The following is a 23,970-nucleotide window of genomic DNA, read 5'->3' as shown; positions in this document are numbered from 1 at the left end:
GAATCAGAAAGAAATGAACGGGATGTAAACCCAGTGTAAATTTTTGTTCAAATATAGGTTTCAGGTTGGATTCCAATTCGGTTAATAATAAGGTATTACTAATAATGGAGGAGTGCAGTAGAGATGGCATTTCATATAGTTTTAGTCGAACCGGAAATACCTGCCAATACTGGTAATATTTCCAGAACGTGTGCAGCTACTGGTGCTCATTTGCATCTAGTGCGGCCATTGGGATTTAACACGGATGATAAAACGTTAAAGCGAGCGGGCCTGGATTATTGGCATTCGGTTAAGCTGGAGTATCATGATTCGTTTGAGGAAGTTAAGGTGAAGTATCCTGAAGGACGGTTTTTCTGCGCGACAACCAAAGCTTCCAAATCGTACACGGAGTTTCAATACCGCGATGGCGACTTTTTTGTATTCGGTAAGGAAACTGCTGGATTACCGCCGGCTATTCTGGAGGCGCATTCAGACACCTGCATCAAAATTCCCCTTTCTTCTGCAGTCCGCTCTCTAAACTTATCCAATGCTGCGGCGATCATATTATACGAAGGGTTAAGACAAACCGGCTTTGGGGAGCTGAGTTAGCTTAAAACCTCAGATGTAATTGCGGCTTGAGTTGTAGTTTAGGGTTCTACATTTTCTAACAAAAGTAGACGAAATGCGACACAAAATGGTGTGCCTCCACGAATATTCATATGGAGGGTGTATGTCAAAAGAGATTGAGGTGATCGAAATGAAACCTGCTGGAATCGTACGCAAAGTAGATCAATTAGGCAGAATCGTGCTCCCTAAATCACTGCGCAGCCGCTTTCGCATGAACGAAGGAGATCCTGTTGAAATTCTAGTTCAAGGGGATCACATTATTCTCGAAAGATACCGTCCCCGCTGTGTGTTCTGCACTACATTGGATGGGGTTTTTGAATTTAAGGACAAGCATATTTGTTCAGAATGTCTGCAACAAGTGACCAAGCAAGCCTGATGGAAGATAAGGTTACATGATGGATGGACAACTTAATATCAACTCAAAAAGCGCATCCGCCAAGGATAATTCCTTGAAGAGAGGATGCGCTTTTGTAGTTCCCTGCCCGCCGGGTTATCGGTTTAATAAGCTGCCGACATATTTAAGAAGTTCGTTGGCGCATACGGGGCAGTACTGGTTGTGATCAATCAGACGGCGGGTTACTTCATTAATCCTTTTTAGCTGGGTGGCATCAGGTGTTTTGGTTGAAGTCGTGATTTTAACGATATCTTTCAGATCGGCAAACAGTTTTTTCTCAATTGCCTCACGCAGCCGTTCATGGGTGCTGTAGTCGAATTTTTTCCCTTTGCGGGAATAGGACGACATCCGGATCAGAATTTCTTCACGGAAGGCCTTTTTGGCATTTTCCGAGATGCCTATTTGTTCTTCGATGGAGCGCATCAGTCTTTCGTCCGGATCCATTTCTTCGCCGGTCAGCGGGTCCTTCAGCTTAGTCCAATTGCAGAACGATTCGATGTTATCCAAGTAATTTTCAAACAATGTTTTTGCGGATTCCTCGAAGGAGTAGACGAACGCCTTTTGAATTTCTTTTTTTGCCAGTTCATCGTATTCTTTGCGGGCGACTGAAATATAGTTTAAGTAGCGCTCTCGTTCCTCACGTGTAATGGAAGGGTGCTGGTCAAGTCCATCTTTAATGGCACGCAGCACATCAAGGGCATTGATGCACTGAACATCATGGCGAATAAGTGCGCTGGAAATGCGGTTAATGACATAGCGGGGGTCAACGCCCGACATGCCTTCCTCAATAAATTCGTTCTGCATTTCCTTCAGATCATTGTCTTTATATCCCTCTACCGATTCCCCATCATACATCCGCATTTTCTTTACCAGGTCCATGCCTTGTTTCTTGGATTCCTTCAAACGGGTCAAAATTGAAAATATAGCTGCCGAGCGGAGGGCATGGGGGGCTATATGAATGTGTTTCATGTCACTTTGCTCAATTAATTTGGAATAGATTTTTTCTTCTTCCGACACTTTAAGATTATAAGGAATCGGCATGACGATCATCCGTGATTGAAGCGCTTCATTCTTTTTATTGGCAATGAACGAACGATACTCCGATTCATTCGTATGCGCTACGATCAGCTCATCCGCGGAGATGAGGGCAAACCGCCCTGCTTTGAAATTTCCTTCCTGGGTTAACGATAGAAGGTTCCAGAGAAATTTCTCATCGCATTTGAGCATTTCCTGAAACTCCATAATTCCCCGATTGGCTTTATTCAATTCCCCGTCGAAGCGGTAAGCGCGCGGGTCTGATTCGGAACCGTATTCGGTAATGGTGGAAAAATCTATGCTGCCGGTCAAGTCGGCGATATCTTGGGATTTAGGGTCGGAAGGACTAAAGGTACCGATCCCTACACGGTTTTCCTCAGAGATGATTACTCTTTCCACCATGACATCTTCAATCCGGTTGTTGTAATCATTTTTCAGGCGCATCTGGCAGGAAGGACATAGCGTTCCCTCAATTTTCACCCCGAGCTCGGCTTCAATGTCCGGCCGCAGCTCCGGAGGAATCAAATGCAGGGGTTCCTCATGCATGGGGCATCCCTTTATAGCGTACACGGCCCCTCGATCGGTTTTGGAAAACTGCTCAAGCCCTTTTTTCAGCATGGTGACAATGGTAGATTTCCCCCCGCTGACCGGCCCCATCAGCAGCAGAATGCGTTTGCGCACGTCAAGACGGCGAGCGGCGGAGTGAAAGTATTCCTCTACCAGCCTTTCAACAGGACGGTCAAGTCCATATATCTCCTTTTCAAAAAATTTATATTTAATTTGACCATTGACCTCTTCAATCCCATGGGATTTAATCATCTCATACACTCTAGAATGGGCTGTCATCGCCAGTTCAGGGTTTTGTTTCAGCTTTTCAATATAGTCTCCAAAGGTCCCGGTCCACTCCAGTTTTTCCATCTCCGCACGGTGCTCTGAAATTCGTTTAAAAATGTTCATGGTAGCCTCCTCTCTTCCCTGGCTCTACAAAACCAACGTATTAATACCTATGCAGCGGACATGGATTTGTTTACCGAATTTCTTTATGAAAATAACGCTGAAAAAAGAGAGCCAAACGATTGGCTCTCTGAAATGAAAGGAAATAAGCGTAAAGCTAAGCAAGGAAGAGAATGGGGAAAATGTCACTTTGCGATTTAAAATAGGGCTATGCCGGCTGGCCCAGCCTTGTCTTCAGCAGCTCGGCCAATTCCTCCGGAGTATCCCAAAAAATCGTTTCCGAACGCAGGCTTTCTTCCGGCAAAAGAGCTTCCGCTTTCGCTGCGGCTTCCGCATGCAGGGTATAGATGACGGGCACGCCTCGGCCCTCTGCATACCCCGCCTCAAAGTAAACATGCCGCTGAGGAAGCGTGAAGTCGGCAATGACCACATCGCATTCCGCAATTTGCTTGCGGAAGTCCTGGGCTTGGTCAGCCCTCCCATCCGGCAGAATCGCTTCAAAGCCGTGTGCGCCAATTTGCGGAATGATAATTTGCTCGAAGCATTCCCGCAAGCCGGAGGAATCGTCATGGATAGCGACAAAACAGGTTTTATCTCCTTTAGGAATGGAGAGCTTCAAAGCGGCTTCCCAGCCTTTAGAGGTCAGACTTAAAGAGGAGCCTATGCGCTCTATCAGCTTTTCACTCTTCATTTCTTCCAAAATATATATAAACTCTTGAAGATTAGGGGAGTACGTAAGGTGATAGGCCTCCGACAAATGCGTAAGCTGCACAGGCTCAAGCGGCCCCGAAGCATGTCTTTTTAAATAAAGCAGGCATTTCGCTTTCTTTGCTTCTATGGATGCGGGGACTAATGGGGACTGCTGGATAGAATCGGCAAGCTCCCGGGTAATCCGCACGTGCTCGCCTTGATCAGTCAGTTCCCTGATGTAACCCGAAATCAGATGAAAGCTCCCCCGCTTGTCCGCATGCGGCCATGCATTGAGCAGCTCATAATCCGCGGCGGAAATTTCGTATTGTCCGTCAGGGCTGCAAAAGCAGTTTTGAAACAAAAAATCAGCCGGGTTTCCGGGATTGCGGGCATTAACAGGCTTCTCGCAAAATAAGCAGCGTTTGTGATTGGCTGTCATAAGAGCACCTCCTTCTCTGCAATTTAGTATTCGTCTTCCGCAAATCATTTGAGGGGGTATGATATAATCAAAGCGGTAGTCTTAAGAGAGGTTCCCGGCCGTGCAGCTTCATTCGGGAGCCTGGGAAAGGGAAGAAGGCAGAATGCCGATTCAGTCGGAAACAGAGCTTTATGAGCCTATTAAACAATATTGGAGCAGAATGGGATACGAAGTGAGGGGAGAGGTCGGGCACTGTGATGTAGTTGCTTTGCGCGGTGAGGAACCCCCGGTTATCGTAGAATTAAAACGTGTATTGAATCTTCCTCTGCTCGTCCAGGGAATGAACCGGTTAGCGGTATCGGGCAGAGTTTACATTGCATTTGAGAAAAAGGAAAACGGCAAAGCCCCCCATCAATTGAGATGGAGCGAAATTCGCAGGCTTTGTGAGCGGCTGGGCCTCGGGCTGATGACGGTAAGATTCTATAAAAGAAAGCCTCCGTTCGTTGAGGTGCTCTGTCATCCAGAGCGATACGACTTCCCTGTGAAGAAATCAAGGAGGGCCCAGCGCCTGCTGAATGAATTCCAGGAGAGAAGCGGGGATTACAATACCGGAGGCAGCAGCAAGCGTAAGCTGGTAACAGCTTACCGGGAGCAGGCGTTAATGTGTGCCTACTATTTGAAAACGGAAGGACCGCTGGCGCCAAGGCAGATTAAGGAAAGGACAGGCTGCGGCAAAACGGCGGCTATCCTGCAAAGGAATGTTTATCGCTGGTTTACCCGATTACAGCGCGGCATTTATGGATTAACCGAGGAAGGGGAGCAAGCCCTTATAGACTATGCCCAAGTAGTTGAACAAAGGCTGTATCTCCATGTTCATGAGAAAAGCGGTGAATCGAAGGGAAATAGCCGGGGGCCATGAGTCGGAAGAATTAACTGGATTGTTAGCATTGTGGTTTCTCTGTCACCTCACTTATGGTATACTAATCAATGGGAATGTTTGTTCGTGATTGGTTTATGGAGCAGAACCTGGTCATAAGGAGGTGCCGCTATAGTGCCGGGGCGTTATTATGAAGAAATTCATGCGAGTATTGCTTATATTCACAAGCATTTATATGAGCCTTTGACACTTGCGGAGTTGGCCAGGCATGCGGCTTACAGCCCTTATCATTTTACCCGGATCTTTAAGGAGCAGATAGGAATTTCCCCTCAATATTACATATCCTCCTTACGTTTGCAGAGGGCCAAGGATCTGCTTCTGGGAACCGGTTTAAGCATTAGGGATATAAGTCTGGAAGTAGGCCAGCAAAGCCTGGGCACTTTTACAACCCGCTTTACAGAGAAGGTGGGCATGACGCCATCAGAGTTCCGCCACTCTTCTGATAAAGCCGTTCAATCTCTCCGCTCCCTGCACCATTTGAACGAATGGGGCCTATCCGGCTCGCTTTCTTCCGAGTCGTCAAGCGGCAGGTACAGTGTCGTCGAAGGGAATATTACAGCTGAGCTGCCCTTTCAAGGGGTCATCTTAATCGGCTTGTTTGCCAAGCCGATACCGGAAGGGCTGCCCCTGTATGGAACGCTGTTATCCTCTCCCGGTAAATTCCGCTTTCTCCACGTGAAGCCTGGCACGTATTACCTTATGGCGACTTCGGTTGCCTGGTCCTCTTCAACGCTGGAGGTTCTGCTGCCCTATTCAACACTGCGTGCACGTTCCCTTGAGCCGATTGTAGTGAACAAGGGGGAAATCGTACCCAGCCAGGAGATTAAGCTGCATCCTCCGCGTCTCGATGATCCTCCGATTCTGATCTCCCTTCCGGTTTTGATGAATCAGTACCTTAATCGGGTCAGAACCATTCATTTGCAAAGCCGCTAATGTTTCAGGTATCACTTAATAGAGCCTTGTTCATCCAGATGGCAGCCTGGGCTCCTTCACCCATGGCAATTGTGGCTAGTTGAGAGTGTACGCCTACATCGCCCACCGCCCATACGCCGGGGTGACGGGTTTGTTTAGTGCGGGGATCGGTTGGAATATGGTGATGAGGCTCGCACTCAATCCCCAGCTGCTCGGCTAGCTCGGATCGCACATGATTGCCGCCAAAGGCCACGAAAGCCTTGTCAGCCAACAGGGTTTCACCATTTTTAAGGCGTACTCCTTGGAAATAACCTCCTCTTTCGGTAAGAAGCTGGCTAACCTCTACTTCCTTATATCCGATTTCTTTAGCGGCAAGCTGCTGAACGATTTCCGGGGAAAGCGGTTTTTGTTCGTGATTGACGTAGGCCAGCTGGTCGGTTCTTAGCCGTAAAGAGAGTGCCATATGAGCCCCGGCTTCTCCCGAACCGATTACAATTGTTTTACGATCGGCAACCTCATAGCCGTCACAATCCGGGCAGACGTAAATCGAGCGCCCCAAGCAGGCGGTTAACTCCGGCCAATCGGGCAATCGATCAATAAGACCGGTAGCCAGTAGCAGCAGCTTCCCCCGGTATACATCTCCCTTACTGCCCTTAAGAAGAAATCCTTCTTCCTTAGCTTCCGCTGTTTGGACTTGATCTTCCACAAACTGGACCCCGTACTGCATAGCATGGAATTTGCCCAACAGCCGCAGCTGTTCGCCTGATATTCCGTCAGGCCAACCCAAAATATTGTTGTAGCTGCGGCATAAAGTCGATCTGCCGTATCCGGCATCAATCACCAGCGTGCGATGGTCGTAACGGCCTAGTAGAATAGCAGCCTGACAGCCAGCCGGCCCTGCGCCGACAATCAGGCAATCAAACGGTTTATCCACCGGGCAACCCCCTCCTTCCGGCAACCCTGAGTAAGGAAACAGCTGCGCAGGAATGCTCCTGCACTTACGATCCATTAAACTGATTCCTTGGGGCTTAACCTATATTATTGTTAAATAGTATGTCTCATTATTTGCCAAAGGAATCAACAGCCCGCGCATTGTTCACAATTCTTTGCATTTTCTTTTAGAGGAGGGTTGGGTATAATAAAGGATAAAGAAAAAGAGCTGGTCCATGGAGGTGTACTTGGATGTCTATAACTTTTTGGATTTGTATACTCGTTTTTGTTATGTTTATCGTGGCGATCCTGACTTCTTCTTATAATGATGATAAAACTAAAGGTTTGTAAGAAGTCTGCAGCAGAGGGCTCTTACCTTCCGCTTAAGCGTGAAGCATGGCTATTATCCGGTTTCAAGTGAAAAGCCTCCTTATATGATGAACTGTATTGTTTAGATGCAGCATCCATGTAGGGAAGCTTTTTTATTTGCAAAATGCCTGCTAATGAAAGTTGTTTTGCAAAAGCTCCAGAAGCTGCGATTCATCCGGCTGCCAATAATCCAATTCTTTGCCCATTAAAGGGTCAACAGCCCTCATGTTTTTGCCGGGAAGCTGGATGTATTCCATCTGATCCCCTTTCAAGTTTTTGAATAACCAGGCCAGACTCAATAGATCTGCATTTTCTAAATTGGTGACGAGCATCTCTTCTTTTACGCGGGTGATTAAACCGGGTAATTGAACCAGATACTCCGCTTGTGTCACCTTTTCGCTTAGAGAACGGATGACCTCCATTTGCGCCTGCTGCCTGTCAAATTCTCCGTTAGGCCGGGAATAACGCTCCCTCACAAAATCCAAAGCCAATTCCCCTGACAACGTTTGTTTTCCTTTGGCCAGCATTAGCGGCGGACGCCCTTTAATGGATTGAGTCAGCCACACCTCTTCTTCAAGCTCCAGCTGGACGCCCCCCAGCTCATCAATGATTTGTTCAAACCCTTGAAAATCGAGCTGGACATGATAATGAATCGGAATTTTCAAAAATGTGCTTACCGCCTGGATGGAAGCCTGAATTCCAGCCTCCGGCCCGTCCTTGAGCTGCCCTGCAACATAGGCGTGATTGATTTTGGTATAACCAACCCCTTCAAGCTCGACCCGGGTATCTCTCGGAATAGAGAGGACCGTTATTTTCTTAAGTTCAGGCTCAATACGGGCAACCATAATCAAATCGGTCCGGGAATATTCCGAGGATCGGGCATCCATCCCCATAATCAGCACATGAAAAGCGTTAGAGGCAGCAGGTGACTCCGGGAACGGCGGGTCAATCCTTTGCTTAGACCTGATGCTTGGAACAGCCGCAACTGCCGGATGTACAGGCTCCACAATTTGAGTGCCAGGTACCGTTGACTGAAGCGGCGATTGCGGCATAGCAAGAACAGGATGGGTTTTTCTCTGAAAATAGCTAGTCGGCTCGAATACATAGTAAAGAATGGCAGCTCCGCTTGCCATTATAATGATTGCAACAAGCAGGCACGCTCTAACAGTCTTTGATTTTTGCATGAAAACTCCCCCTATGGGAACTTACTCTTCCAATTGATTCGTTCTGCCGATCAGGTAGTCGACACTAACCTGGAAGTAATCTGCAATATTGCGAATAACTTGATAGTCCGGCTTTCGGCGGTTGTTTTCATAATGAGACAGAGCGGCTCTTGTAATCCCAACGATGTTAGCCAACTCTTGCTGGGTTAATTGCTTGTTGTCGCGAAGCAGGGCTATGCGTTCCCCGTAATTCATTATTTGGCTCTCCTCCATGAATGAGAATAGTACAGCTCCTGACCGTTTTCTTCTCTCCTATCCAATTGATACATAACGTATCTTTAGATCTCATTATACACTACATATAATGTAAAAAATCAACAAAAATAGACATAAAACTATAAAAAATCCTTGACTAGATACGTTTCGTATCATAAAGTAGTCAGTATGATACATAATGTGATTATTTTCTCCGTTTTTTTATCAGAATTGATACATTTGGAATCAATAAATAAATCAGAAAGGTGAATCTGCTATGGATATGGAATTGAGAGACTTTTTTCGCATGATCCAAAGAAAAATAGGGCTTATTACGGCTATCGTGCTCATCGGCTTACTGATTATGGGAATCGTCAGTGTATATGTATTGAAGCCGAAATTTGAGGCCAGTTCGACAATAATTGTCAACAATCAAACAGCGGAGCAGCAGGGCGGCACCCCTGCGCTGGATGTCAATACAAGTATTTTGCTGGCTAACACCTATAAAGAGATTGTCCTCAATCCTTCCTTGTTGAATAAGGTTCTTCTGGAATATCCGGAGCTTGAACTTACAAGAGAACAGCTGGCCGAATCTTTGAAAGTGACGAACATATCTCAAACCCCTGTGATGACCATTACTGCGACGGATACGGATTTTTCCCGGGCGGTTAATATCGTGAATGCGGTGTCTAATGTGTTCAAAGCTGAGCTTCCCAAAATGCTGCAGGTAGATAATGTAACGATTCTCAACCAGGCAAGCCTGGAGGACAAGCCCAAGGTGACAACACCGCATCCTGTTATTCAGCTGACAATTGCCTTCGTGGTCCTGGTTATGTTTGCGGTAGGCTTTATATCCCTGTTGGAGCACTTGGATGAAACGATAAAAGATGACAAGGACGCCGAAAAAGTGCTGGGCATTCCCAATCTTGCTACCATTCCGAAAATACACAAGGTGAAAAGAGCAAAACGTAACGATACAAAAGTTTATTCCAAATCGGTAGGTGAACCTATACATGAGGGCATTAGTCAATAGCAAAGCTCTAGCCGTCTATTATCAGCCGGATTCCTGGGCTGCTGAAGCGTTCCGCTCCCTGCGGACGAATCTGCATTATTGCGTAAAAGGCAAGCAGCCGCAAGCTATTATCGTGACTTCGGTACAACCGGAAGACAGCAAGGTGGCGATATGCAACCTGGCGATTTCTCTGGCTCAGGAAAAGGAGAAGGTTCTATTGATTGATGCTGAGCTGCGGAATCCATCTCTTCATTCTTTATTTTCGCTAACCAATGAAATTGGCCTCGGCCAGTATCCCGATTGGAAGAATGCAGTACTGGAAACTGAGGTGCCAGATCTGTTTGTTCTGCCTGCAGGGCGGCCAGGCAGCGATGCGGCCATCTCTTTATCGTCCTCTTGTATTACCCAGCTGCTGCAGGAGGGGCGGGAAGAATACAGCTGGCTCATAATTCACTGTCCGTCCGTGTCTGTTTCCGCAGACGCCTTGGTCTGGGGCGCCCAGGCGGATGGCGTTCTGCTGCTGCTGCATCCCAAAAAAACGAAAAAGTCCATGGCGGCGCATGCTTGTAAACAGCTTGATCTGGTTGGGGCAAATCTGCTTGGCACGGTGATGATTCAAGATTAACTCCTTGCGGCCAAAGGAGCGCAGACGCCGGCGGTTATGTCTACTGCACCGTTATCACGTGTAGGCACTCGATTATACTGTGGGCGGCATCAGCCTTAGACGTATATCGTCGCTGGTATAGTGTGAGGGAGGGTTAGATGCCCTATTTTAATATAGAAAACGATCACTCGCTCTTACAATTGAGGGGGAAAAATGATGGCAAGAGTCAAAAAAGCTATTATTCCAGCGGCTGGCTTAGGCACCCGCTTTCTGCCTGCTACGAAAGCCATGCCCAAGGAAATGCTGCCTATTGTAGATAAACCAACGATTCAATATATTGTCGAAGAAGCGATCCAATCCGGGATCGAGGATATTATCATCGTGACCGGCAAGGGAAAACGGGCTATTGAGGATCATTTTGACAGCGCATTTGAGCTGGAGCACAAGCTGTTGGAAAGCCGCAAGCTGGATTTGCTGGAAAAAGTACAAAAATCTTCACGGATGGCGGATATTCACTACATTAGACAAAAAGAGCCTAGAGGCTTGGGCCATGCCGTCTGGTGTGCACGCAAATTTATTGGCGACGAGCCGTTTGCTGTGCTCCTAGGAGATGATATTGTCCGTTCTGAAATTCCGTGTCTGAGGCAGCTGATCCTTCAATATGAACAAACTGGCAGTACCATCATCGGCATTAAGCCGGTGCTTCCTGAGGAAGTCGGGCGGTATGGCATTATTGACCCGGGCCGACAGCAAGGGGATTTGTATAAGGTGAAGGCTTTGGTAGAGAAGCCGGAGCCGAGCCAGGCACCGTCTACCTTTGCTATTATGGGCAGATACATATTGAATCCGTCTATTTTCGATTGTCTGGAAAATGCAGACGCAGGGGCAGGAGGAGAAATCCAGCTAACGGATGCGATTCAGCAGCTTGTCGCTTCGGAGCCGGTGCATGCTTATCATTTTGAAGGTGTTCGCTATGATGTTGGTGAAAAGCTCGGCTATATTTTAACTTCTTTGGATTTTGCGCTGGCAAGCAGTGAGCTGCAGGCCCCCATCCTGAAAGCTCTGGATGAACGATTGAATCTGTACCGGGCATTTACTGGATAAAACTATGGCGATGAACGGATGGAAGAAAGCGGCGAACCCTGAACCAGGGTATAAGAAGGAGCTGCGCTTTCGAACGGACAGCCGGCATGGATGGTACCTGCCGGCTAAACGCTTAATGGATGTGGGATGTTCAGTAATGGGGCTGATCTTTCTCGCTCCTTTATTTGTTTTGTTAGCCATCTTAATCAAGCTGGAGGACCCGAAGGGCTCTGTTTTTTTCTCGCAGGAAAGAATAGGTAAAGACGGCAAACCATTCCGCATGTATAAGTTTCGTTCTATGGTGGCAGGTGCGGAACAGCTGCTGCCGGAGCTGCTGCAGCAGAATGAAGTGTCCGGGGCCATGTTTAAGATGAAAGCCGATCCCCGGATTACCCGCGTTGGACGATTCCTGCGTAAAACCAGCATAGATGAGCTTCCTCAATTATGGAATGTGATTAAAGGCGATATGAGTCTCGTAGGACCGCGGCCTCCGCTGCCCAGGGAGGTAGAGCTGTACAGCGCTTATGATATGCAGCGGCTGCAGGTCACTCCCGGCTGTACCGGGCTTTGGCAGATTAGCGGACGCAATGACGTAGGCTTTGAGCAAATGGTGGAGCTCGATCTGCAATATATTAGAGAGCGCTCGATTCGCAAAGACCTGCAGATTATTGTGAAAACAGTGGCCGTGCTTTTTCATTCCAAAGGAGCCTACTGATTTAGGAGTCTGTGGAATTATGGACCACGCCACTTGAAGAATAGGGAGGCTCAAACATGCATAGGAATGCCAAAATTTATGTTGCCGGCCATCGCGGGCTGGTAGGATCAGCCTTGGTAAGAGCCCTGGACAGGCAGGGGTATAAACAGATCATCACCCGCTCCAAAGCTCAGCTCGATCTGAGGGATGCGCAAGCCGTTGACCGGTTTTTTGAGCAGGAAAAACCGGACTATGTTTTTCTTGCTGCGGCCAAGGTGGGAGGCATCGCGGCAAATGATGCCTATCCGGCAGACTTTATAAGAGACAACCTGATGATCCAGACGCATGTCATTGAAGCTGCCTATCGGCATCAGGTACAAAAACTGTTGTTTCTCGGCTCCACCTGCATCTATCCGAAGCTCGCGCCCCAGCCCTTGCAGGAGCATTATTTGCTCACGGGAGAGCTTGAAGCGACGAACGAGGCTTATGCGATTGCCAAGATAGCCGGTATTAAAATGTGTCAGGCCTATAATCGTCAGTATGGTACCCGGTTTATTTCGGCCATGCCAACAAATTTGTATGGGCCGAACGATGATTTTGACCTGCAAGCTTCGCACGTGCTGCCGGCTCTGATTAGGAAGATTGACGAAGCGAAGGAGCTCAATACGAACGTTGTGGAAATTTGGGGCAGCGGAGCCCCGCGTAGAGAGTTTCTGTACGTGGATGACCTGGCAGACGCCTGTATTTTTCTAATGAGATTTTATGAGGAGAATGACATTATCAACATTGGCGTAGGAGAGGACATTTCCATCAAAGATCTGGCTCTGCTGATTGGAGAAGTGGTTGGCTATGCCGGCCAGTTCAGCTTTAATAAGGAGCGGCCGGACGGAACCCCGCGCAAGCTGGTGAATGTCAGCAAGCTTACAGCACTTGGCTGGAAGGCTGAAACTTCCTTGAAGGCAGGCATTCAGGCAACCTACGACTGGTACAGACAGCACCGTGCCGGAGCGGCCGCGAGGTAAAAGGCAATCGGCTTATCGAATAAAGGGGGAAGGACTTTTGAAAAAAGCATTAATTACTGGAATCACGGGCCAGGACGGTTCTTATCTGGCAGAGCTGCTGCTTGAAAAAGGATATAAAGTATACGGGCTGCGCCGCCGAACAAGCACGCCGAATTTCGAGAATGTTGAGCAAATCAAGAATGAGATTGAATGGATCTCCGGGGATTTGGCCGACCTCGCCTCACTTATTGAAGCGGTAAGGCTGGCCCAGCCGGATGAGGTGTATCATTTGGCCGCGCAGTCCTTTGTTGCCGACTCCTGGCCCCAGCCGCTGGCCACCGGGCAGATGACCGCTATGGGAGTCACCAATATGCTTGAGGCAGTGAGGATTATGAAGCCGGATGCGCGATTCTATCAGGCATCCAGTAGTGAAATGTTCGGAAAGGTGGCGGAAATTCCCCAGAAGGAGACGACACCCTTTTATCCGAGAAGCCCCTATGGTGTGGCTAAAGTATATGGACATTGGATAACTGTCAACTATCGCGAAAGCTTTAACATGTTTGCATGCTCGGGAATTTTATTCAATCATGAATCGCCCCGCCGGGGACTGGATTTTGTTACCCGTAAAGTTACGGATGCCGTCGCGCGGATCAAGCTTGGCTTGCAGAAGGAGCTCAGAATGGGCAATCTGGATGCGCTGAGGGATTGGGGGTTCGCCGGGGACTATGTCAAAGCAATGTGGCTTATGCTGCAGCAGGACGAACCGGATGATTATATCATCGCCACCGGAGAGACTCATTCAGTGAGGGAGCTGCTGGAAATTGCCTTCACCCGGGTTGGCCTTCATTATGAGGATTATGTCATTATTGATCCGCGGTATGTGCGTCCGGCCGAAGTGGACCTGCTCCTCGGCGACTGCAGCAAGGCCAAAGCGAAGCTTGGCTGGAAGCTGGAGGTCGGATTCGCGGAATTGATCGGACGAATGGTAGACGCAGATCTTGAAAGGGTACAGCGCCAGCTCAAAAGCATGCCTACGGTAGTTTAACCCAAACATAATGGTCTAAATGGAAATTGGAGAGTTTTTATGAAACTTGACTCGGAGGAACGATTCTCCGGGAAGCAGTTCATGAAGGGAGGAGTGTGGACCTTAACCGGCAAACTGCTGTTTGCCCTGTCTGCCTTCATTATCAATGTACTGTTATCCCGGCTGTTAAGCACCAGTGAATTTGGTGCTTTTTTTCTTGTCTTTAACTTTATTTTATTTGCCAGTACGGCGGGAATTTTGGGGCTCCAGCAAAGCGTGATCCGGTTTATCGCAGAGCCGTTAAGCCGCAGACAATATTCCGAAGTCAGAAGAGTGATCGGATTAATTCTTAAGCTTGCGGTATGGGGGGCTCTGGTTGTAACTCTCTTGTTTTTGCTGCTGCAGCTAACCCCGTTGTTTCATCTGGGTAATGACTGGTCTGCTGTCCTGGCCATTCCCATCTCCATCTGGCTGTTCGGCTATATTTTTCAGCTGCTGCTATCGGAGACGTTTCGCGGACTCTACGATATGAAGCTAGCGGCAAGCTTCGGGGGTGTCGTAAGCAACACGCTCATCATTTGCAGCCTGATTGTGCTGAGCTTAAGCGGGTATTCGCTAAAACTTGGTGCTATCTTAATCATCCATTCCCTGGCCGTCGGACTAAGCAACTTGATCGCAGCGCTTTGCTTATGGCGGAAGCTAAGGCGGCTCGCGGACGGGGTTACTCCGTCTGAGCAGAAAGCGGATAATCCGCCGGCTGCTCTTACGAGTCGCTCCATTCTGGCTGTATCCTTGCCGATTATGTGGTCCAACCTGGCCTTGTTCCTCCTCACCGCTACCGATTTGTGGATATTAGGCTGGTTCCGCAACGAAGTAGAGGTCGCCATTTACGGGTCGGCTGTGCGCTTTATTGCCATCATCAATTTATTTGTCATTGTGCTTAATGCGGTAATGAGCACGCTTATTTCCAATCGTTACAGCGAGGGGAAGCTGGATGAGCTGGAGCAGATCGGCAGGTGGGTCACGGCAGCCCTGGCCATACCGGGAATTGTGATGTGGCTTATGTTTGTCGGATTTGGGGACGTGCTGCTCGGCTTTGTCTTTGGAGAGATTTACTCGCAGGCGGCGATGATTCTCATTTTTTTAAGCGCAGGCCAACTGATGAATTTATTAATGGGTCCTGTCGGTCTTGTTCTCATGCTAACCGGTAATGAAAAACGGATGCTGGCGATCACGCTATTCTGCAGTGCGATTACGTTTTCGGGTGCCTGCTTGCTGGCCGGGCCCTATGGGGGCATTGGGGTCGCTCTCATGATGCTGGCTGGACTGATGCTGCAAAACGGCCTGATGTGGTTCACCGTAAAGCGGCAGCTGGGAATTTCTCTGCATTTCAGCATTGGCTCGCTGGTGAGTCTGGTGCAAGCTGCCCTTAACCGCTTGGAAAACCGCAGGGCAGCGAAAAAAAATCAATTGGCCATAGAACAACAATAGAGGCATTCAATGAGGGGGTTGCTGTGAAAGAGATTCCAGTGTTACGCGGACAAGACGCTCTTCTTTCTATTGTTACGGTGTGTAAAAACAACCTTTCCGGTCTATCAGCCACCTGGGAATCGATTAAAAACCAGAATGCCCCCCTGCAATGGATAATCGTGGATGGGGATTCATCGGATGGAACTAAACGGTTTTTGGCGAAAAGGTCCGAGCCTTTCATCCGCCAAATCAGTGAGCCTGATGCAGGGCTGTATGATGCGATGAATAAGGGATTACGGATGAGCACCGGGGAATATGTGCTTTTTCTTAACGCGGGCGACCGGCTGGCCAATGATTACGTCGCCGAGCAAATTCTGCGGAAAGCGAGTGAACACCACCAGCCAGGATTTCTGTATGGGGATGCATGGGAGTATCAGCCGGATAATAACCACCTTGTCAAGAAAAAAGCACGCTCTCACAAAATGATCTGGTACGGGATGTTCACTCATCATCAAGCGATGGTTTACCGCCGTAATCTTCTTACAGAATTAAGCTATCGGCAGGAATTTAAGATAGGGGCCGATTATGCCTTTACAATCGAGGTGCTGGAGAGATGTCAGGGACACATTGTGTATTGGCCAGAGCCGATTTGTATATTTGAACAAGGGGGCGTATCATCGGTTCATTCCCATACGGGAGAGCAGGATCAATGGGAGATCCGAAAAACAATTATGAAAATGCCCTTGTATCAGCGGGCCTTGGTCCATATGCTTCATCGGCTGGCTTTATTGTTGAAATCCAAACTTCCTATTTTATATAAAAGGATGAGGTATAGCTATGCAAAACCCTATTCCGGTCTCCGTCATCATCATGACCAAAAATGAACAAAGGAATATCCGCAAATGCCTGCAATCGGTGCGTGAATTTGCCGAAGTGTTCGTTGTCGATTCCAGCAGCACGGACAAAACGGTGGAAATTGCCCAGAGGATGGGGGCTGCGGTCATTCCTTTTGAATGGAACGGCGGGTACCCGAAAAAGAAGCAGTGGTGTCTGGAAAATCTCCCTTTCAAATACGATTACGTCATGTATGTGGACGCCGATGAGGAACCCTCACCCAAGCTGATCGAAGAGCTGCGGAGCCTCTTTGCCGGAGGAAAGCTGAAAGCGGGCTATTTCGTTGGCTATGATCATATGTTTGTCAAAAAAGTGCTTAAGTACGGTCATCGCATGTACAAGCTGGTGTTATTTCACCGCAAGAAGGGACGTTTCCTTGACTATGATGACCTGGATGCGGCGAATATGTGGGAGGTCGAAGGTCACTATCAGCCGCAAATTTCCGGGGAAACCGGTGTGCTGAAGAATACGATTCTTCACAGCGACCATGATTCGTTATTCGATTATTTTGCCAAGCATAACCGGTATTCGGACTGGGAGGCTGTGGTGCGCTCCAACGGAGCCTACCATAATTTGAACGAATCGCAAATTAAACTGCGGGCGCTGCAAAAAAAAATGTTTCACCGGATGCCCTGCAAGTGGGTGTTTGCTTTTCTGCATTCTTATATTTTCAAGCTGGGCATACTCGATGGGGCAGCCGGGTTCCACTATGCTTTTGCCCGCTCTGTCTATTACTGGCAGGTGGGGATTAAAATATCAGAGAGGCAAAAGGAAAAGCTGCCGACATGAAACCTGCCCGGCTTTCAACTTCTGTATTGCCGGGAACGGCTGGCGGACCCCCCCGCTTTTCAGCCATTCACGCTTATTTTTTCGTAGCTGCTCTGCTGCTTTATTCCGGATGGAGCGCCCCCTTTCCCGCACAGCCGGGAATTATTGAAGGGGTGATCGCTCTTTTGCTGATGGGCTTTGTCACTTTGCCCTTGGGCATTGTCGTCATCAGCGGCGGCTTTCAGGCTTACCGCGAGCAATGGAGGGCACCGGTCTGGCTGCATATCGGTTTTTTTGTTTTGCTGTGGGGTCAGCTGTTTAATGGTGCTGTCGTGCAGGGCTGGATGCTGACCGATTTAATTCGCGATCTTATTCCCTTCATTTATTTGTGCATGCCGGTTCTGCTGCTGCCGGTTATGAATTCGCGCAGGCTGTCCTGGGCTTCTTTATTGCCCGGCATTTTGTCCGTCTCCGGGGTGCTGCTCGCCACCCGATTTTTTATGGAAGTAGGCATATGGCCATGGGAGCTTGGCTCGCAGCACTACTTCGATAATTTTCTCTACCTGCCGTATGATCCAAGTGTAGCTTTTGCCGCTATTTACCTGCCGTTAAAGGCAGTTCACAGCCTGCAGCCTTCGCGCCCATTCAGCTGGTTGTGCAGCCTGCTTATGCTTGGAGGCGGAGGAATGGCGCTCGGATCGCTGATGGCTGCGGCGCAGAGGGCGCCCGTCGGCCTCGCTGCTTTGTGCTTCTTTATTTACTTCTGTGTTTCTTATAAATCGCGGGGACGGATGCTCCTTATGGCGTTCATTCTGGCAGGCGCCGGTTTCATGGCCCAGGAACAGATTATAAGCTCATTGGAGCTGCTTACAGCTAAGCAGGAGCTTGTAGGGGCGAACGGAAAGACGGAGGAGCTGGCCGCTGTGTTTATGGAGATTTCGCGATCTTGGCAGTCTTTAATGGCTGGCATTGGGTGGGGAGGCTTATTCGACAATCCAATTTATGCAAGTGAGATTTCCTTCACCCACTCCGCCATGACTTTTTTTCTGCTTAAAGGCGGTCTGACGGGCCTCGTGTTTCTGCTTCTATATTTGCTGTGGATTGGCAAACGGTGGTTCGGGCACTTAAGCTGGGCCTCGCTGCCGCTAAAGCTTGCATCGGCGGTGCCGATCCTTATCGGACTTTTTTTTCAGCCGAGCTATAAAACGCTTACTTACGGAATCGTGTTGACGCTCATTTGTGTCCACTGGAATGAAGAGATCCGGCTGAGGAAAGGAGAGCTTCATGAAAGAGAATCATCTGGTATCTCCCCTTAAGAACCAACCGATTCCACAAGACAGGATTTACCGGGGCCGCATCTCTTCTAACCAGCTGTTCCTTATAGCAGCAATCCTGGTTTATGCTGGCTTTAGTGTTCCTTTCCCCGCCAATCCCGGAATGGTAGAAGCCGGTATAGCGGTCCTGTTAGCGCTGTTTGTTACGGTTCCCGTCTCTATTCTTGTTATGGCGGGAGGCTTTTCCGTTTATGAACGCTTAGGCTTAGCCCCGTCCTGGCTTCATCTCGGTTTTTTCCTGCTCGTCTGGGGGCAGCTGTTTAACGGTGCAGTCATTCACGGGTGGTCGGTGGCGGATATGATCCGGGATCTTGTTCCGGCAATTTATATTTTTCTTCCTCTGCTGCTGCTGCCGGCGATGTTGAGGACATCGTTCAGCAAGTGGCTGAAGGTGCTCCCCTATGTCATTTCGCTTGCCGGAGTGCTGCTGTCGCTAAGATTTTACATGGAAGTAGGGATTTGGCCCTGGGAGCTGGGAGGCCGCCATTACTTTGACAATTACTTATATCTCCCCTATGACCCGGTTGTGACCTTTGCCGGGATTTTTTTGCCCTTGATGGCTGTCCAGAGCTGGAACGGGAGAAGGCCTCAACGCTGGCTTGCCAGTCTGGCTATGCTGACGGGAGGCGCATTGGCATTGGGCTCACTTATGGCGGTGGCTCAGCGAGCTCCTTTAGGATTAGCGGCGATCGGTTTTGTACTCTATTTTTTCATGCTTACATATCGTTCTTTGGGCAAAATGCTGGTGCTGCTGATCTTAGCTGTTAGTATAGGATTTCTGGCCCAAGAACAAATCTCCAGTTCGATCCAGCTGCTGTCTGCGAAGCAGGAAGAGGTCGGGGCCAACGGAAAAACGGAGGAATTGAAAGCTGTTTGGTCAGAGGTCAGCCGTACACCGCGCACTTTGTTATTCGGCATAGGCTGGGGAGGACTGTATGAAAGTCCGGCGGTTGAAGGCCAGCAGGTTTCCTTCACGCATTCGGCGCTCACTTTTTTTCTATTAAAGACAGGTATCTCCGGACTTGTTTTTTTTATGTTCTATTTGCTGTGGGTTGCCCGCAACGGCTGCAGTCAATGGTCGCTTAAAACAATGCCGGTACTGCTGGCCTCCCTCGTTCCTATATTAATTGGTCTTTTCTTTCAAGTCAGCTACAAAACACTTTCTTTCGGAGTCGTGCTGACCATTATATGCCTGATGCAGGCAAATCGAACGGAGAGGAGAGACGGATGAGGAAAAACATCGTTTTTGTTGTCAATTATTTTTATCCGGATGTGGCTTCCACAGGTCAGCTGCTGACAGACCTTTGTCTGGAGCTGCAGCACGATTTTGACATTACCGTCATCGCCGTACAGCAGGAAGAGAGACCGGCTGTGAAGGACAAGTCTAAACGGAAATGGTTCGAAGAAGAGGCGCTTGAGCAGATTCGGATTATTCGGGTCAAGGCCCCCCGGGTGGACAAAGGCAGCAAATGGAGCCGGATCCGCTTTATTTCGGTTTACTTTTTCATGGCTCTAGCCTCGCTGCTTCGGGCCAAAAAGCCGGATATTATTTACACTATCTCTTCTCCCCCTATATTGGGAGGGCTGATCGGTACGATTGGCAAGGCAGTAAAAAACACGAAGCACGTCTATACGGTCCATGATTTTAACCCGGAGCAGGCGGAGGCGATCAGCTATACGCGGCAAAAGTGGATTTTTCGCCTGGCCCGCTATCTGGATAATATTAACTGCCGCTTCTCCGATCATGTCATTACCGTGGGACGGGATATGCAGCAGACGCTGATGAGCCGTCTGAAAGGAAGGCGGGTACCCGCAAATTCTGTCATTAATAACTGGATGGATGAAAAGGATATCGTTCCTCTGTCTAAATCGCACCCGGCAGTGGCTCGTTTTTTGAGCGAGCATGGTTTGGACAATAAATTCATTATTATGTATTCAGGCAACCTTGGGCTTTACTATGACCTGGAAAATCTAATCAAGGTATGCAGACGGTTTGCCGGTCATCCTGACATCGTTTTTGTGTTTATCGGGGACGGAGCGGTTAAGCCGGCCATGCAAAAATATGCTCGCGAGCACGGATTAAACGAGGTGGTTTTCCTCCCGTTTCAGCCGAGAAGCGACATCAAGTTCAGCTTGAATGCGGCCGATGTGCATTTGGTCGTGAATCAGAAAGGGATTAAAGGAGTCTCCGTACCGAGTAAGATTTATGGTGTTCTGGCGGCAGCCAAGCCTGTAATTGGCGTGCTGGAGGAAGGCAGTGAAGCCTCGGAGCTGATCAAAACAAGCGAATGCGGGATCGTTATTGAACCTAAGCAATATAACGAAATCGCCGAATCCATTGAAAAGCTGTACCAGATGGACAGCGAAGCACTTGTCCGCATGGGAGAGAACGGAAGGCGGTATTTGGAGCAGCATTTAACCAAGCAGTTATCGATAGCCAAATACAAAGGCATTTTGCGTTCCGTCTAGCGATCGTTCCACCTAATTAACTCGATATAGAAAGCAGGTGTGCAGGTTATGAGACTGGTTTTATTATCAGGCGGATCAGGTAAACGGCTGTGGCCTTTATCGAATGACTTTCGCTCAAAGCAATTCCTTAAGATTTTGCCGAACGCCAACGGGTCATTAGAATCGATGGTTCAGCGGGTGTGGAGACAGCTTGAAGCAGCCGGGCTTGCCCGGCAGACTTATATTGCCACAAGCGCCAATCAGGTGGAGATGATTCGTACCCAGCTGCCGGAACACTTGCCAATTATCGTTGAGCCAGAACGGAGAGATACGTTCCCGGCGATCGCTCTAGCCGCCATTTATCTATATTCCATCGCCGGTGCCGGGCTGGATGAAACCATTACAGTGCTGCCGGTGGACCCGTTTGTCGATGAACCTTTCTTCCATTGTATTAGCGGACTGGATGAGGTCATCGATACGACTGGAGCCGACCTGGCTCTCATTGGCATACAGCCAACCTACCCTTCTGAGAAATATGGCTATATAGTACCCCGCTGTGCTGGTGACAGCGGACAAGTCTATGAGGTGAGTGAATTTGTAGAAAAGCCTGATGCCGAAAAAGCGCAGCGGCTGATCGAGCAGCAGGCTATGTGGAACGGCGGTGTGTTTTCCTTTAAGCTTAATTATTTGGTCAGTTTGCTGGAGGGCAAAAACCTGCCCATCCAGTACGATGAACTTGTTAAACAATATGACCGTCTAAATCCGATCAGCTTCGACTATGAGGTGGTCGAAGCGGCGAAGCGAACGGTTGTCGTTCCTTACAAGGGCCGGTGGAAGGATATGGGCACATGGAACACATTGACGGAAGAAATTAAGGATAACGTGATCGGCCGCGGACAAATTTGCAGTCAGTCCAGCAATACTCATCTCATCAACGAGCTGGAGATCCCGGTTACCGTGCTTGGCTTATCTAATGTCGTGGTGGCAGCCAGTCCTGACGGTATTCTGGTAACCGAAAAGGCGGCAAGCTATAAGGTGAAGAATATGCTGGCTCATGCCTGGTCGAGACCGATGTATGAAGAGTGCCGCTGGGGCTGGTATAAGGTGACCGATTTCGTCCGGAAAGCTGATGGCGCTGAGGTATTAACGAAGAGAATCCTTATGCGGGCAGGCAAAAACTCCAGCTATCAATACCACAGTCGAAGGAAAGAAATATGGACCATCACTTCAGGTGAAGGAGAGGCTATTATTCAGGGCAAGCGAATTTCTCTGCGGGAGGGAGATGTGCTTCAGGTTCCCGCTGGCACTATGCATGCGTTGAGGGCGGTTAGCGAGCTTGAGCTGATTGAGGTTCAAGTGGGCCGTGAATTGGTGGAGGAGGATGTCGTTCTGTTGACCGAGCACTGGGAAGAAATTATGGAGCCATCCGCACATCTCTAGCAAATCTCCTAGCTTGCTTTGCAGGCTTTTCGCTAACAAGGTCTGATCAGCCCAGTTGAATCCACCGATAAGTATCGTTTGCGAGCTTCTTGCAAATATAGATGAAATCAGGGAGGCCTTCTTTTTCCAGGCGCACCATCATACCGCGCAGGCTTTCATCCGCGGCGGGAAGCTGGGAGACGGGAGCGGCTTGCGGATAGAAGGAATTGCCGATGGCCATCCATTGACCGGAAGCTGTACACATCCAGCCAATCTCTGAGCTTTCGCTGGGCTCACGGTTAAACACGATATCTCCGGGGTTCCCGCTTTCAGCGGGTATTGCAGTGCCATAACGGATTTCCGCACCCAGGTTAAGCTTGGAAGCGGCAACGATTTCTGAACCGTAAGGCACCTCGGAAGAGGTGTTAGGTATGAGGTAAACGGCATATACCTCCAGCTGTACAGGCCGATATACGACAAGCCTGACTTCCGAAGCGGCCTGACTTTCCACGCGTGCAGTCAGGGAGAAACGCTGATTGCCGGAAGGAATGTGAAGGGCCGTATCATTCCCATGACCACCTACGTCAAGCCACAACGTTACACTCTCTCCAGTCAGATTGCGCCCTACCAAAAAGAAAGTATAGACATCATATTTATGGAGAGGCTCAACCGACCGCATTTTCAATACATAGGGGATGTCGGGCGGCTGAGCGCTTTGGGTTAACTTACAGCCGGAGGGAGCTAACTGGCTGAAGCTCCATTGTCCAGAAGGAGTCTCGACAGCGAAGGGGACTCCTTGCGGAGTATCGCTGTACAAGCCAGGATTCATCAACAAATTAAAGCCGTTAGTCCCTATGCGTGACACGGTCCGCCGTTCAGTTAGATAGAAGGCATCGGAAAAAGGGGTAACATCCTGAAAGTCCAGAATGGAGACGCAGTGAAAGGGGTCATTCACAATATCCCCATGAGTCGTGTTCGGATGATTGGCCTGCATATGGCGATTTCTCCTGCCTATAATAATTTGCGTGGAAAATCGGGATTCAGGATGGACCGTGACGATGTAGCCTTTTTGTTCGTTATAGTCTGAAATCGCGTAATGATTTAGTCGACAACCATCAATAAGTACATGGGAGGAGTGGTTTTTAATTTCGATAAAAGAGGGATAGGCTGTTTCCGCATGGCATTCCAGTATGGAGATGGAATGGGAATTATCGATCTTGATCAAGCTCTCGGTAATCTGTTGGTTAGCTTCCCTGGCCATGGATTGAAGGATACGTTCCTTCTCCTCATTGGTCAAATCGGGGTTATGAATAACTTCGGGCGGCAGGGAAACTGATTGTTCAGATCTTTCAAAGGCCGATGAGTTAATATGAACACTATGGCAGTTGACTAACTCTAAATGAGGAACATTCTGTACAGCACGTGAGAAAAAGCAGTTGTTGAACAAACTGCATAGCACAACATCCTGCAAGCGGACACCGGTTCCATTGTAGCCCGTTTCAGACCAAAATCTGCAGTGGGTGAAAGAAATCATATAGGAGCCGTAACCTGCTTCC

The 23,970-nt window shown here is 48.8% G+C and carries 22 protein-coding genes and 1 pseudogene; 17 read left to right on the top strand and 6 right to left on the bottom strand.

Features of this window, described 5'->3' with window-relative positions:
• Positions 1 to 123: 123 nt before the first annotated feature.
• Positions 124 to 588, top strand: coding sequence for a tRNA (uridine(34)/cytosine(34)/5-carboxymethylaminomethyluridine(34)-2'-O)-methyltransferase TrmL (gene trmL, locus PSHG_RS09605; protein ID WP_010272294.1), 465 nt, complete (start codon positions 124 to 126; stop codon positions 586 to 588).
• 148 nt (positions 589 to 736) lie between these two features.
• Positions 737 to 982 carry an AbrB/MazE/SpoVT family DNA-binding domain-containing protein gene (locus tag PSHG_RS09600; protein ID WP_026021283.1) on the top strand — a complete coding sequence of 82 codons (246 nt, stop codon included), beginning with the start codon at positions 737 to 739 and terminating at the stop codon, positions 980 to 982.
• Positions 983 to 1,096: 114 nt separating this feature from the next.
• Here the strand turns inward: PSHG_RS09600 and PSHG_RS09595 are convergent, their stop codons facing one another.
• Complete coding sequence (locus PSHG_RS09595; RefSeq protein WP_010272290.1) at positions 1,097 to 2,992, bottom strand: PrkA family serine protein kinase; 1,896 nt, start codon at positions 2,990 to 2,992, stop codon at positions 1,097 to 1,099.
• Positions 2,993 to 3,197: 205 nt separating this feature from the next.
• A complete protein-coding gene (locus PSHG_RS09590; protein WP_010272288.1) occupies positions 3,198 to 4,118 on the bottom strand; it encodes a hypothetical protein in 921 nt (306 codons plus the stop codon).
• Between the two features lie 100 nt (positions 4,119 to 4,218).
• Between PSHG_RS09590 and PSHG_RS27150 the strand changes: the two genes are divergently transcribed.
• Positions 4,219 to 5,016 (top strand): DUF2161 domain-containing phosphodiesterase, encoded by a 798-nt coding sequence (locus PSHG_RS27150; protein WP_010272286.1) that lies wholly within the window; start codon positions 4,219 to 4,221, stop codon positions 5,014 to 5,016.
• Positions 5,017 to 5,148: 132 nt separating this feature from the next.
• On the top strand, positions 5,149 to 5,967 hold the full coding sequence (locus PSHG_RS09580) for a helix-turn-helix domain-containing protein (RefSeq protein WP_010272285.1): 819 nt from the start codon (positions 5,149 to 5,151) through the stop codon (positions 5,965 to 5,967).
• Positions 5,968 to 5,971: 4 nt separating this feature from the next.
• Here PSHG_RS09580 and PSHG_RS09575 read toward each other — a convergent pair whose 3' ends face one another.
• The 3 genes and pseudogenes from PSHG_RS09575 to PSHG_RS09560 form a co-directional block, all read right to left on the bottom strand.
• The gene (locus PSHG_RS09575; protein WP_010272284.1) at positions 5,972 to 6,880 is read right to left on the bottom strand and encodes an NAD(P)/FAD-dependent oxidoreductase; all 909 of its coding nucleotides are present in this window, start codon (positions 6,878 to 6,880) and stop codon (positions 5,972 to 5,974) included.
• A 496-nt stretch (positions 6,881 to 7,376) separates the two neighbouring features.
• Positions 7,377 to 8,429, bottom strand: a complete 1,053-nt coding sequence (locus PSHG_RS27145; protein ID WP_010272283.1) for an LCP family protein — start codon at positions 8,427 to 8,429, stop codon at positions 7,377 to 7,379.
• Positions 8,430 to 8,465: 36 nt separating this feature from the next.
• Positions 8,466 to 8,663, bottom strand: a pseudogene (locus tag PSHG_RS09560) (helix-turn-helix domain-containing protein); the annotation flags it as partial.
• Between the two features lie 277 nt (positions 8,664 to 8,940).
• Between PSHG_RS09560 and PSHG_RS27140 the strand changes: the two are divergent.
• The 13 genes from PSHG_RS27140 (at position 8,941) to PSHG_RS09495 (ending at position 22,435) form a co-directional block, all read left to right on the top strand.
• Complete coding sequence (locus PSHG_RS27140) at positions 8,941 to 9,696, top strand: YveK family protein (protein ID WP_010272281.1); 756 nt, start codon at positions 8,941 to 8,943, stop codon at positions 9,694 to 9,696.
• Entirely contained in the window at positions 9,677 to 10,300 is a 624-nt protein-coding gene (locus tag PSHG_RS09550) for a CpsD/CapB family tyrosine-protein kinase (RefSeq protein WP_010272280.1), read from the top strand. Before PSHG_RS27140 ends, PSHG_RS09550 begins: the two co-directional genes overlap by 20 nt.
• A gap of 195 nt (positions 10,301 to 10,495) precedes the next feature.
• Positions 10,496 to 11,383 (top strand): UTP--glucose-1-phosphate uridylyltransferase GalU, encoded by an 888-nt coding sequence (gene galU, locus PSHG_RS09545; protein ID WP_010272279.1) that lies wholly within the window; start codon positions 10,496 to 10,498, stop codon positions 11,381 to 11,383.
• Positions 11,384 to 11,387: 4 nt separating this feature from the next.
• Positions 11,388 to 12,077: a sugar transferase gene (locus PSHG_RS09540; protein WP_010272277.1), complete on the top strand. Its 690-nt coding sequence runs from the start codon at positions 11,388 to 11,390 to the stop codon at positions 12,075 to 12,077.
• Positions 12,078 to 12,133: 56 nt separating this feature from the next.
• Complete coding sequence (locus PSHG_RS09535; protein WP_010272274.1) at positions 12,134 to 13,078, top strand: GDP-L-fucose synthase family protein; 945 nt, start codon at positions 12,134 to 12,136, stop codon at positions 13,076 to 13,078.
• A gap of 37 nt (positions 13,079 to 13,115) precedes the next feature.
• Positions 13,116 to 14,102, top strand: a complete 987-nt coding sequence (gene gmd, locus PSHG_RS09530) for a GDP-mannose 4,6-dehydratase (RefSeq protein WP_010272271.1) — start codon at positions 13,116 to 13,118, stop codon at positions 14,100 to 14,102.
• Between the two features lie 39 nt (positions 14,103 to 14,141).
• The gene (locus tag PSHG_RS09525) at positions 14,142 to 15,572 is read left to right on the top strand and encodes an oligosaccharide flippase family protein (protein ID WP_010272270.1); all 1,431 of its coding nucleotides are present in this window, start codon (positions 14,142 to 14,144) and stop codon (positions 15,570 to 15,572) included.
• 23 nt (positions 15,573 to 15,595) lie between these two features.
• Entirely contained in the window at positions 15,596 to 16,435 is an 840-nt protein-coding gene (locus tag PSHG_RS27135; RefSeq protein ID WP_010272268.1) for a glycosyltransferase family 2 protein, read from the top strand.
• Positions 16,389 to 17,234 (top strand): glycosyltransferase family 2 protein, encoded by an 846-nt coding sequence (locus PSHG_RS09515; protein WP_010272266.1) that lies wholly within the window; start codon positions 16,389 to 16,391, stop codon positions 17,232 to 17,234. The genes PSHG_RS27135 and PSHG_RS09515 overlap by 47 nt, the downstream gene beginning before the upstream one ends.
• Positions 17,231 to 18,529: a hypothetical protein gene (locus tag PSHG_RS09510; RefSeq protein ID WP_010272264.1), complete on the top strand. Its 1,299-nt coding sequence runs from the start codon at positions 17,231 to 17,233 to the stop codon at positions 18,527 to 18,529. The genes PSHG_RS09515 and PSHG_RS09510 overlap by 4 nt, the downstream gene beginning before the upstream one ends.
• The gene (locus PSHG_RS09505; RefSeq protein ID WP_010272262.1) at positions 18,498 to 19,778 is read left to right on the top strand and encodes a membrane protein; all 1,281 of its coding nucleotides are present in this window, start codon (positions 18,498 to 18,500) and stop codon (positions 19,776 to 19,778) included. Before PSHG_RS09510 ends, PSHG_RS09505 begins: the two co-directional genes overlap by 32 nt.
• The gene (locus PSHG_RS09500; protein WP_010272260.1) at positions 19,775 to 21,016 is read left to right on the top strand and encodes a glycosyltransferase family 4 protein; all 1,242 of its coding nucleotides are present in this window, start codon (positions 19,775 to 19,777) and stop codon (positions 21,014 to 21,016) included. The genes PSHG_RS09505 and PSHG_RS09500 overlap by 4 nt, the downstream gene beginning before the upstream one ends.
• A 48-nt stretch (positions 21,017 to 21,064) precedes the next feature.
• A complete protein-coding gene (locus PSHG_RS09495) occupies positions 21,065 to 22,435 on the top strand; it encodes a sugar phosphate nucleotidyltransferase (protein WP_010272257.1) in 1,371 nt (456 codons plus the stop codon).
• A 46-nt stretch (positions 22,436 to 22,481) separates the two neighbouring features.
• On the opposite strand, the gene PSHG_RS27130 is transcribed toward PSHG_RS09495, so the two are convergent.
• Positions 22,482 to 23,948 carry a hypothetical protein gene (locus tag PSHG_RS27130; protein ID WP_010272255.1) on the bottom strand — a complete coding sequence of 489 codons (1,467 nt, stop codon included), beginning with the start codon at positions 23,946 to 23,948 and terminating at the stop codon, positions 22,482 to 22,484.
• Positions 23,949 to 23,970 lie beyond the last annotated feature (22 nt).

This window comes from Paenibacillus senegalensis JC66, from assembly GCF_000285515.1.
GTDB lineage: Bacteria > Bacillota > Bacilli > Paenibacillales > NBRC-103111 > Paenibacillus_L > Paenibacillus_L senegalensis.
Note: the sequence above shows the minus strand (reverse complement) of the source record. Positions and strands in the feature narration are given on the sequence as shown.

What these genes read in the sequence shown, in the direction of transcription:
- trmL (WP_010272294.1), top strand. Translation starts at nt 124, where the DNA reads ATGGCATTTCATATAGTTTTAGTCGAACCGGAAATACCTGCCAATACT.
- PSHG_RS09600 (WP_026021283.1), top strand. Translation starts at nt 737, where the DNA reads ATGAAACCTGCTGGAATCGTACGCAAAGTAGATCAATTAGGCAGAATC.
- PSHG_RS09595 (WP_010272290.1), bottom strand. Translation starts at nt 2,992, where the DNA reads ATGAACATTTTTAAACGAATTTCAGAGCACCGTGCGGAGATGGAAAAA.
- PSHG_RS09590 (WP_010272288.1), bottom strand. Translation starts at nt 4,118, where the DNA reads ATGACAGCCAATCACAAACGCTGCTTATTTTGCGAGAAGCCTGTTAAT.
- PSHG_RS27145 (WP_010272283.1), bottom strand. Translation starts at nt 8,429, where the DNA reads ATGCAAAAATCAAAGACTGTTAGAGCGTGCCTGCTTGTTGCAATCATT.
- PSHG_RS27140 (WP_010272281.1), top strand. Translation starts at nt 8,941, where the DNA reads ATGGATATGGAATTGAGAGACTTTTTTCGCATGATCCAAAGAAAAATA.
- PSHG_RS09550 (WP_010272280.1), top strand. Translation starts at nt 9,677, where the DNA reads ATGAGGGCATTAGTCAATAGCAAAGCTCTAGCCGTCTATTATCAGCCG.
- galU (WP_010272279.1), top strand. Translation starts at nt 10,496, where the DNA reads ATGGCAAGAGTCAAAAAAGCTATTATTCCAGCGGCTGGCTTAGGCACC.
- PSHG_RS09540 (WP_010272277.1), top strand. Translation starts at nt 11,388, where the DNA reads ATGGCGATGAACGGATGGAAGAAAGCGGCGAACCCTGAACCAGGGTAT.
- PSHG_RS09535 (WP_010272274.1), top strand. Translation starts at nt 12,134, where the DNA reads ATGCATAGGAATGCCAAAATTTATGTTGCCGGCCATCGCGGGCTGGTA.
- PSHG_RS09525 (WP_010272270.1), top strand. Translation starts at nt 14,142, where the DNA reads ATGAAACTTGACTCGGAGGAACGATTCTCCGGGAAGCAGTTCATGAAG.
- PSHG_RS09515 (WP_010272266.1), top strand. Translation starts at nt 16,389, where the DNA reads ATGCAAAACCCTATTCCGGTCTCCGTCATCATCATGACCAAAAATGAA.
- PSHG_RS09510 (WP_010272264.1), top strand. Translation starts at nt 17,231, where the DNA reads ATGAAACCTGCCCGGCTTTCAACTTCTGTATTGCCGGGAACGGCTGGC.
- PSHG_RS09505 (WP_010272262.1), top strand. Translation starts at nt 18,498, where the DNA reads ATGAAAGAGAATCATCTGGTATCTCCCCTTAAGAACCAACCGATTCCA.
- PSHG_RS09500 (WP_010272260.1), top strand. Translation starts at nt 19,775, where the DNA reads ATGAGGAAAAACATCGTTTTTGTTGTCAATTATTTTTATCCGGATGTG.
- PSHG_RS09495 (WP_010272257.1), top strand. Translation starts at nt 21,065, where the DNA reads ATGAGACTGGTTTTATTATCAGGCGGATCAGGTAAACGGCTGTGGCCT.
- PSHG_RS27130 (WP_010272255.1), bottom strand. Translation starts at nt 23,948, where the DNA reads ATGATTTCTTTCACCCACTGCAGATTTTGGTCTGAAACGGGCTACAAT.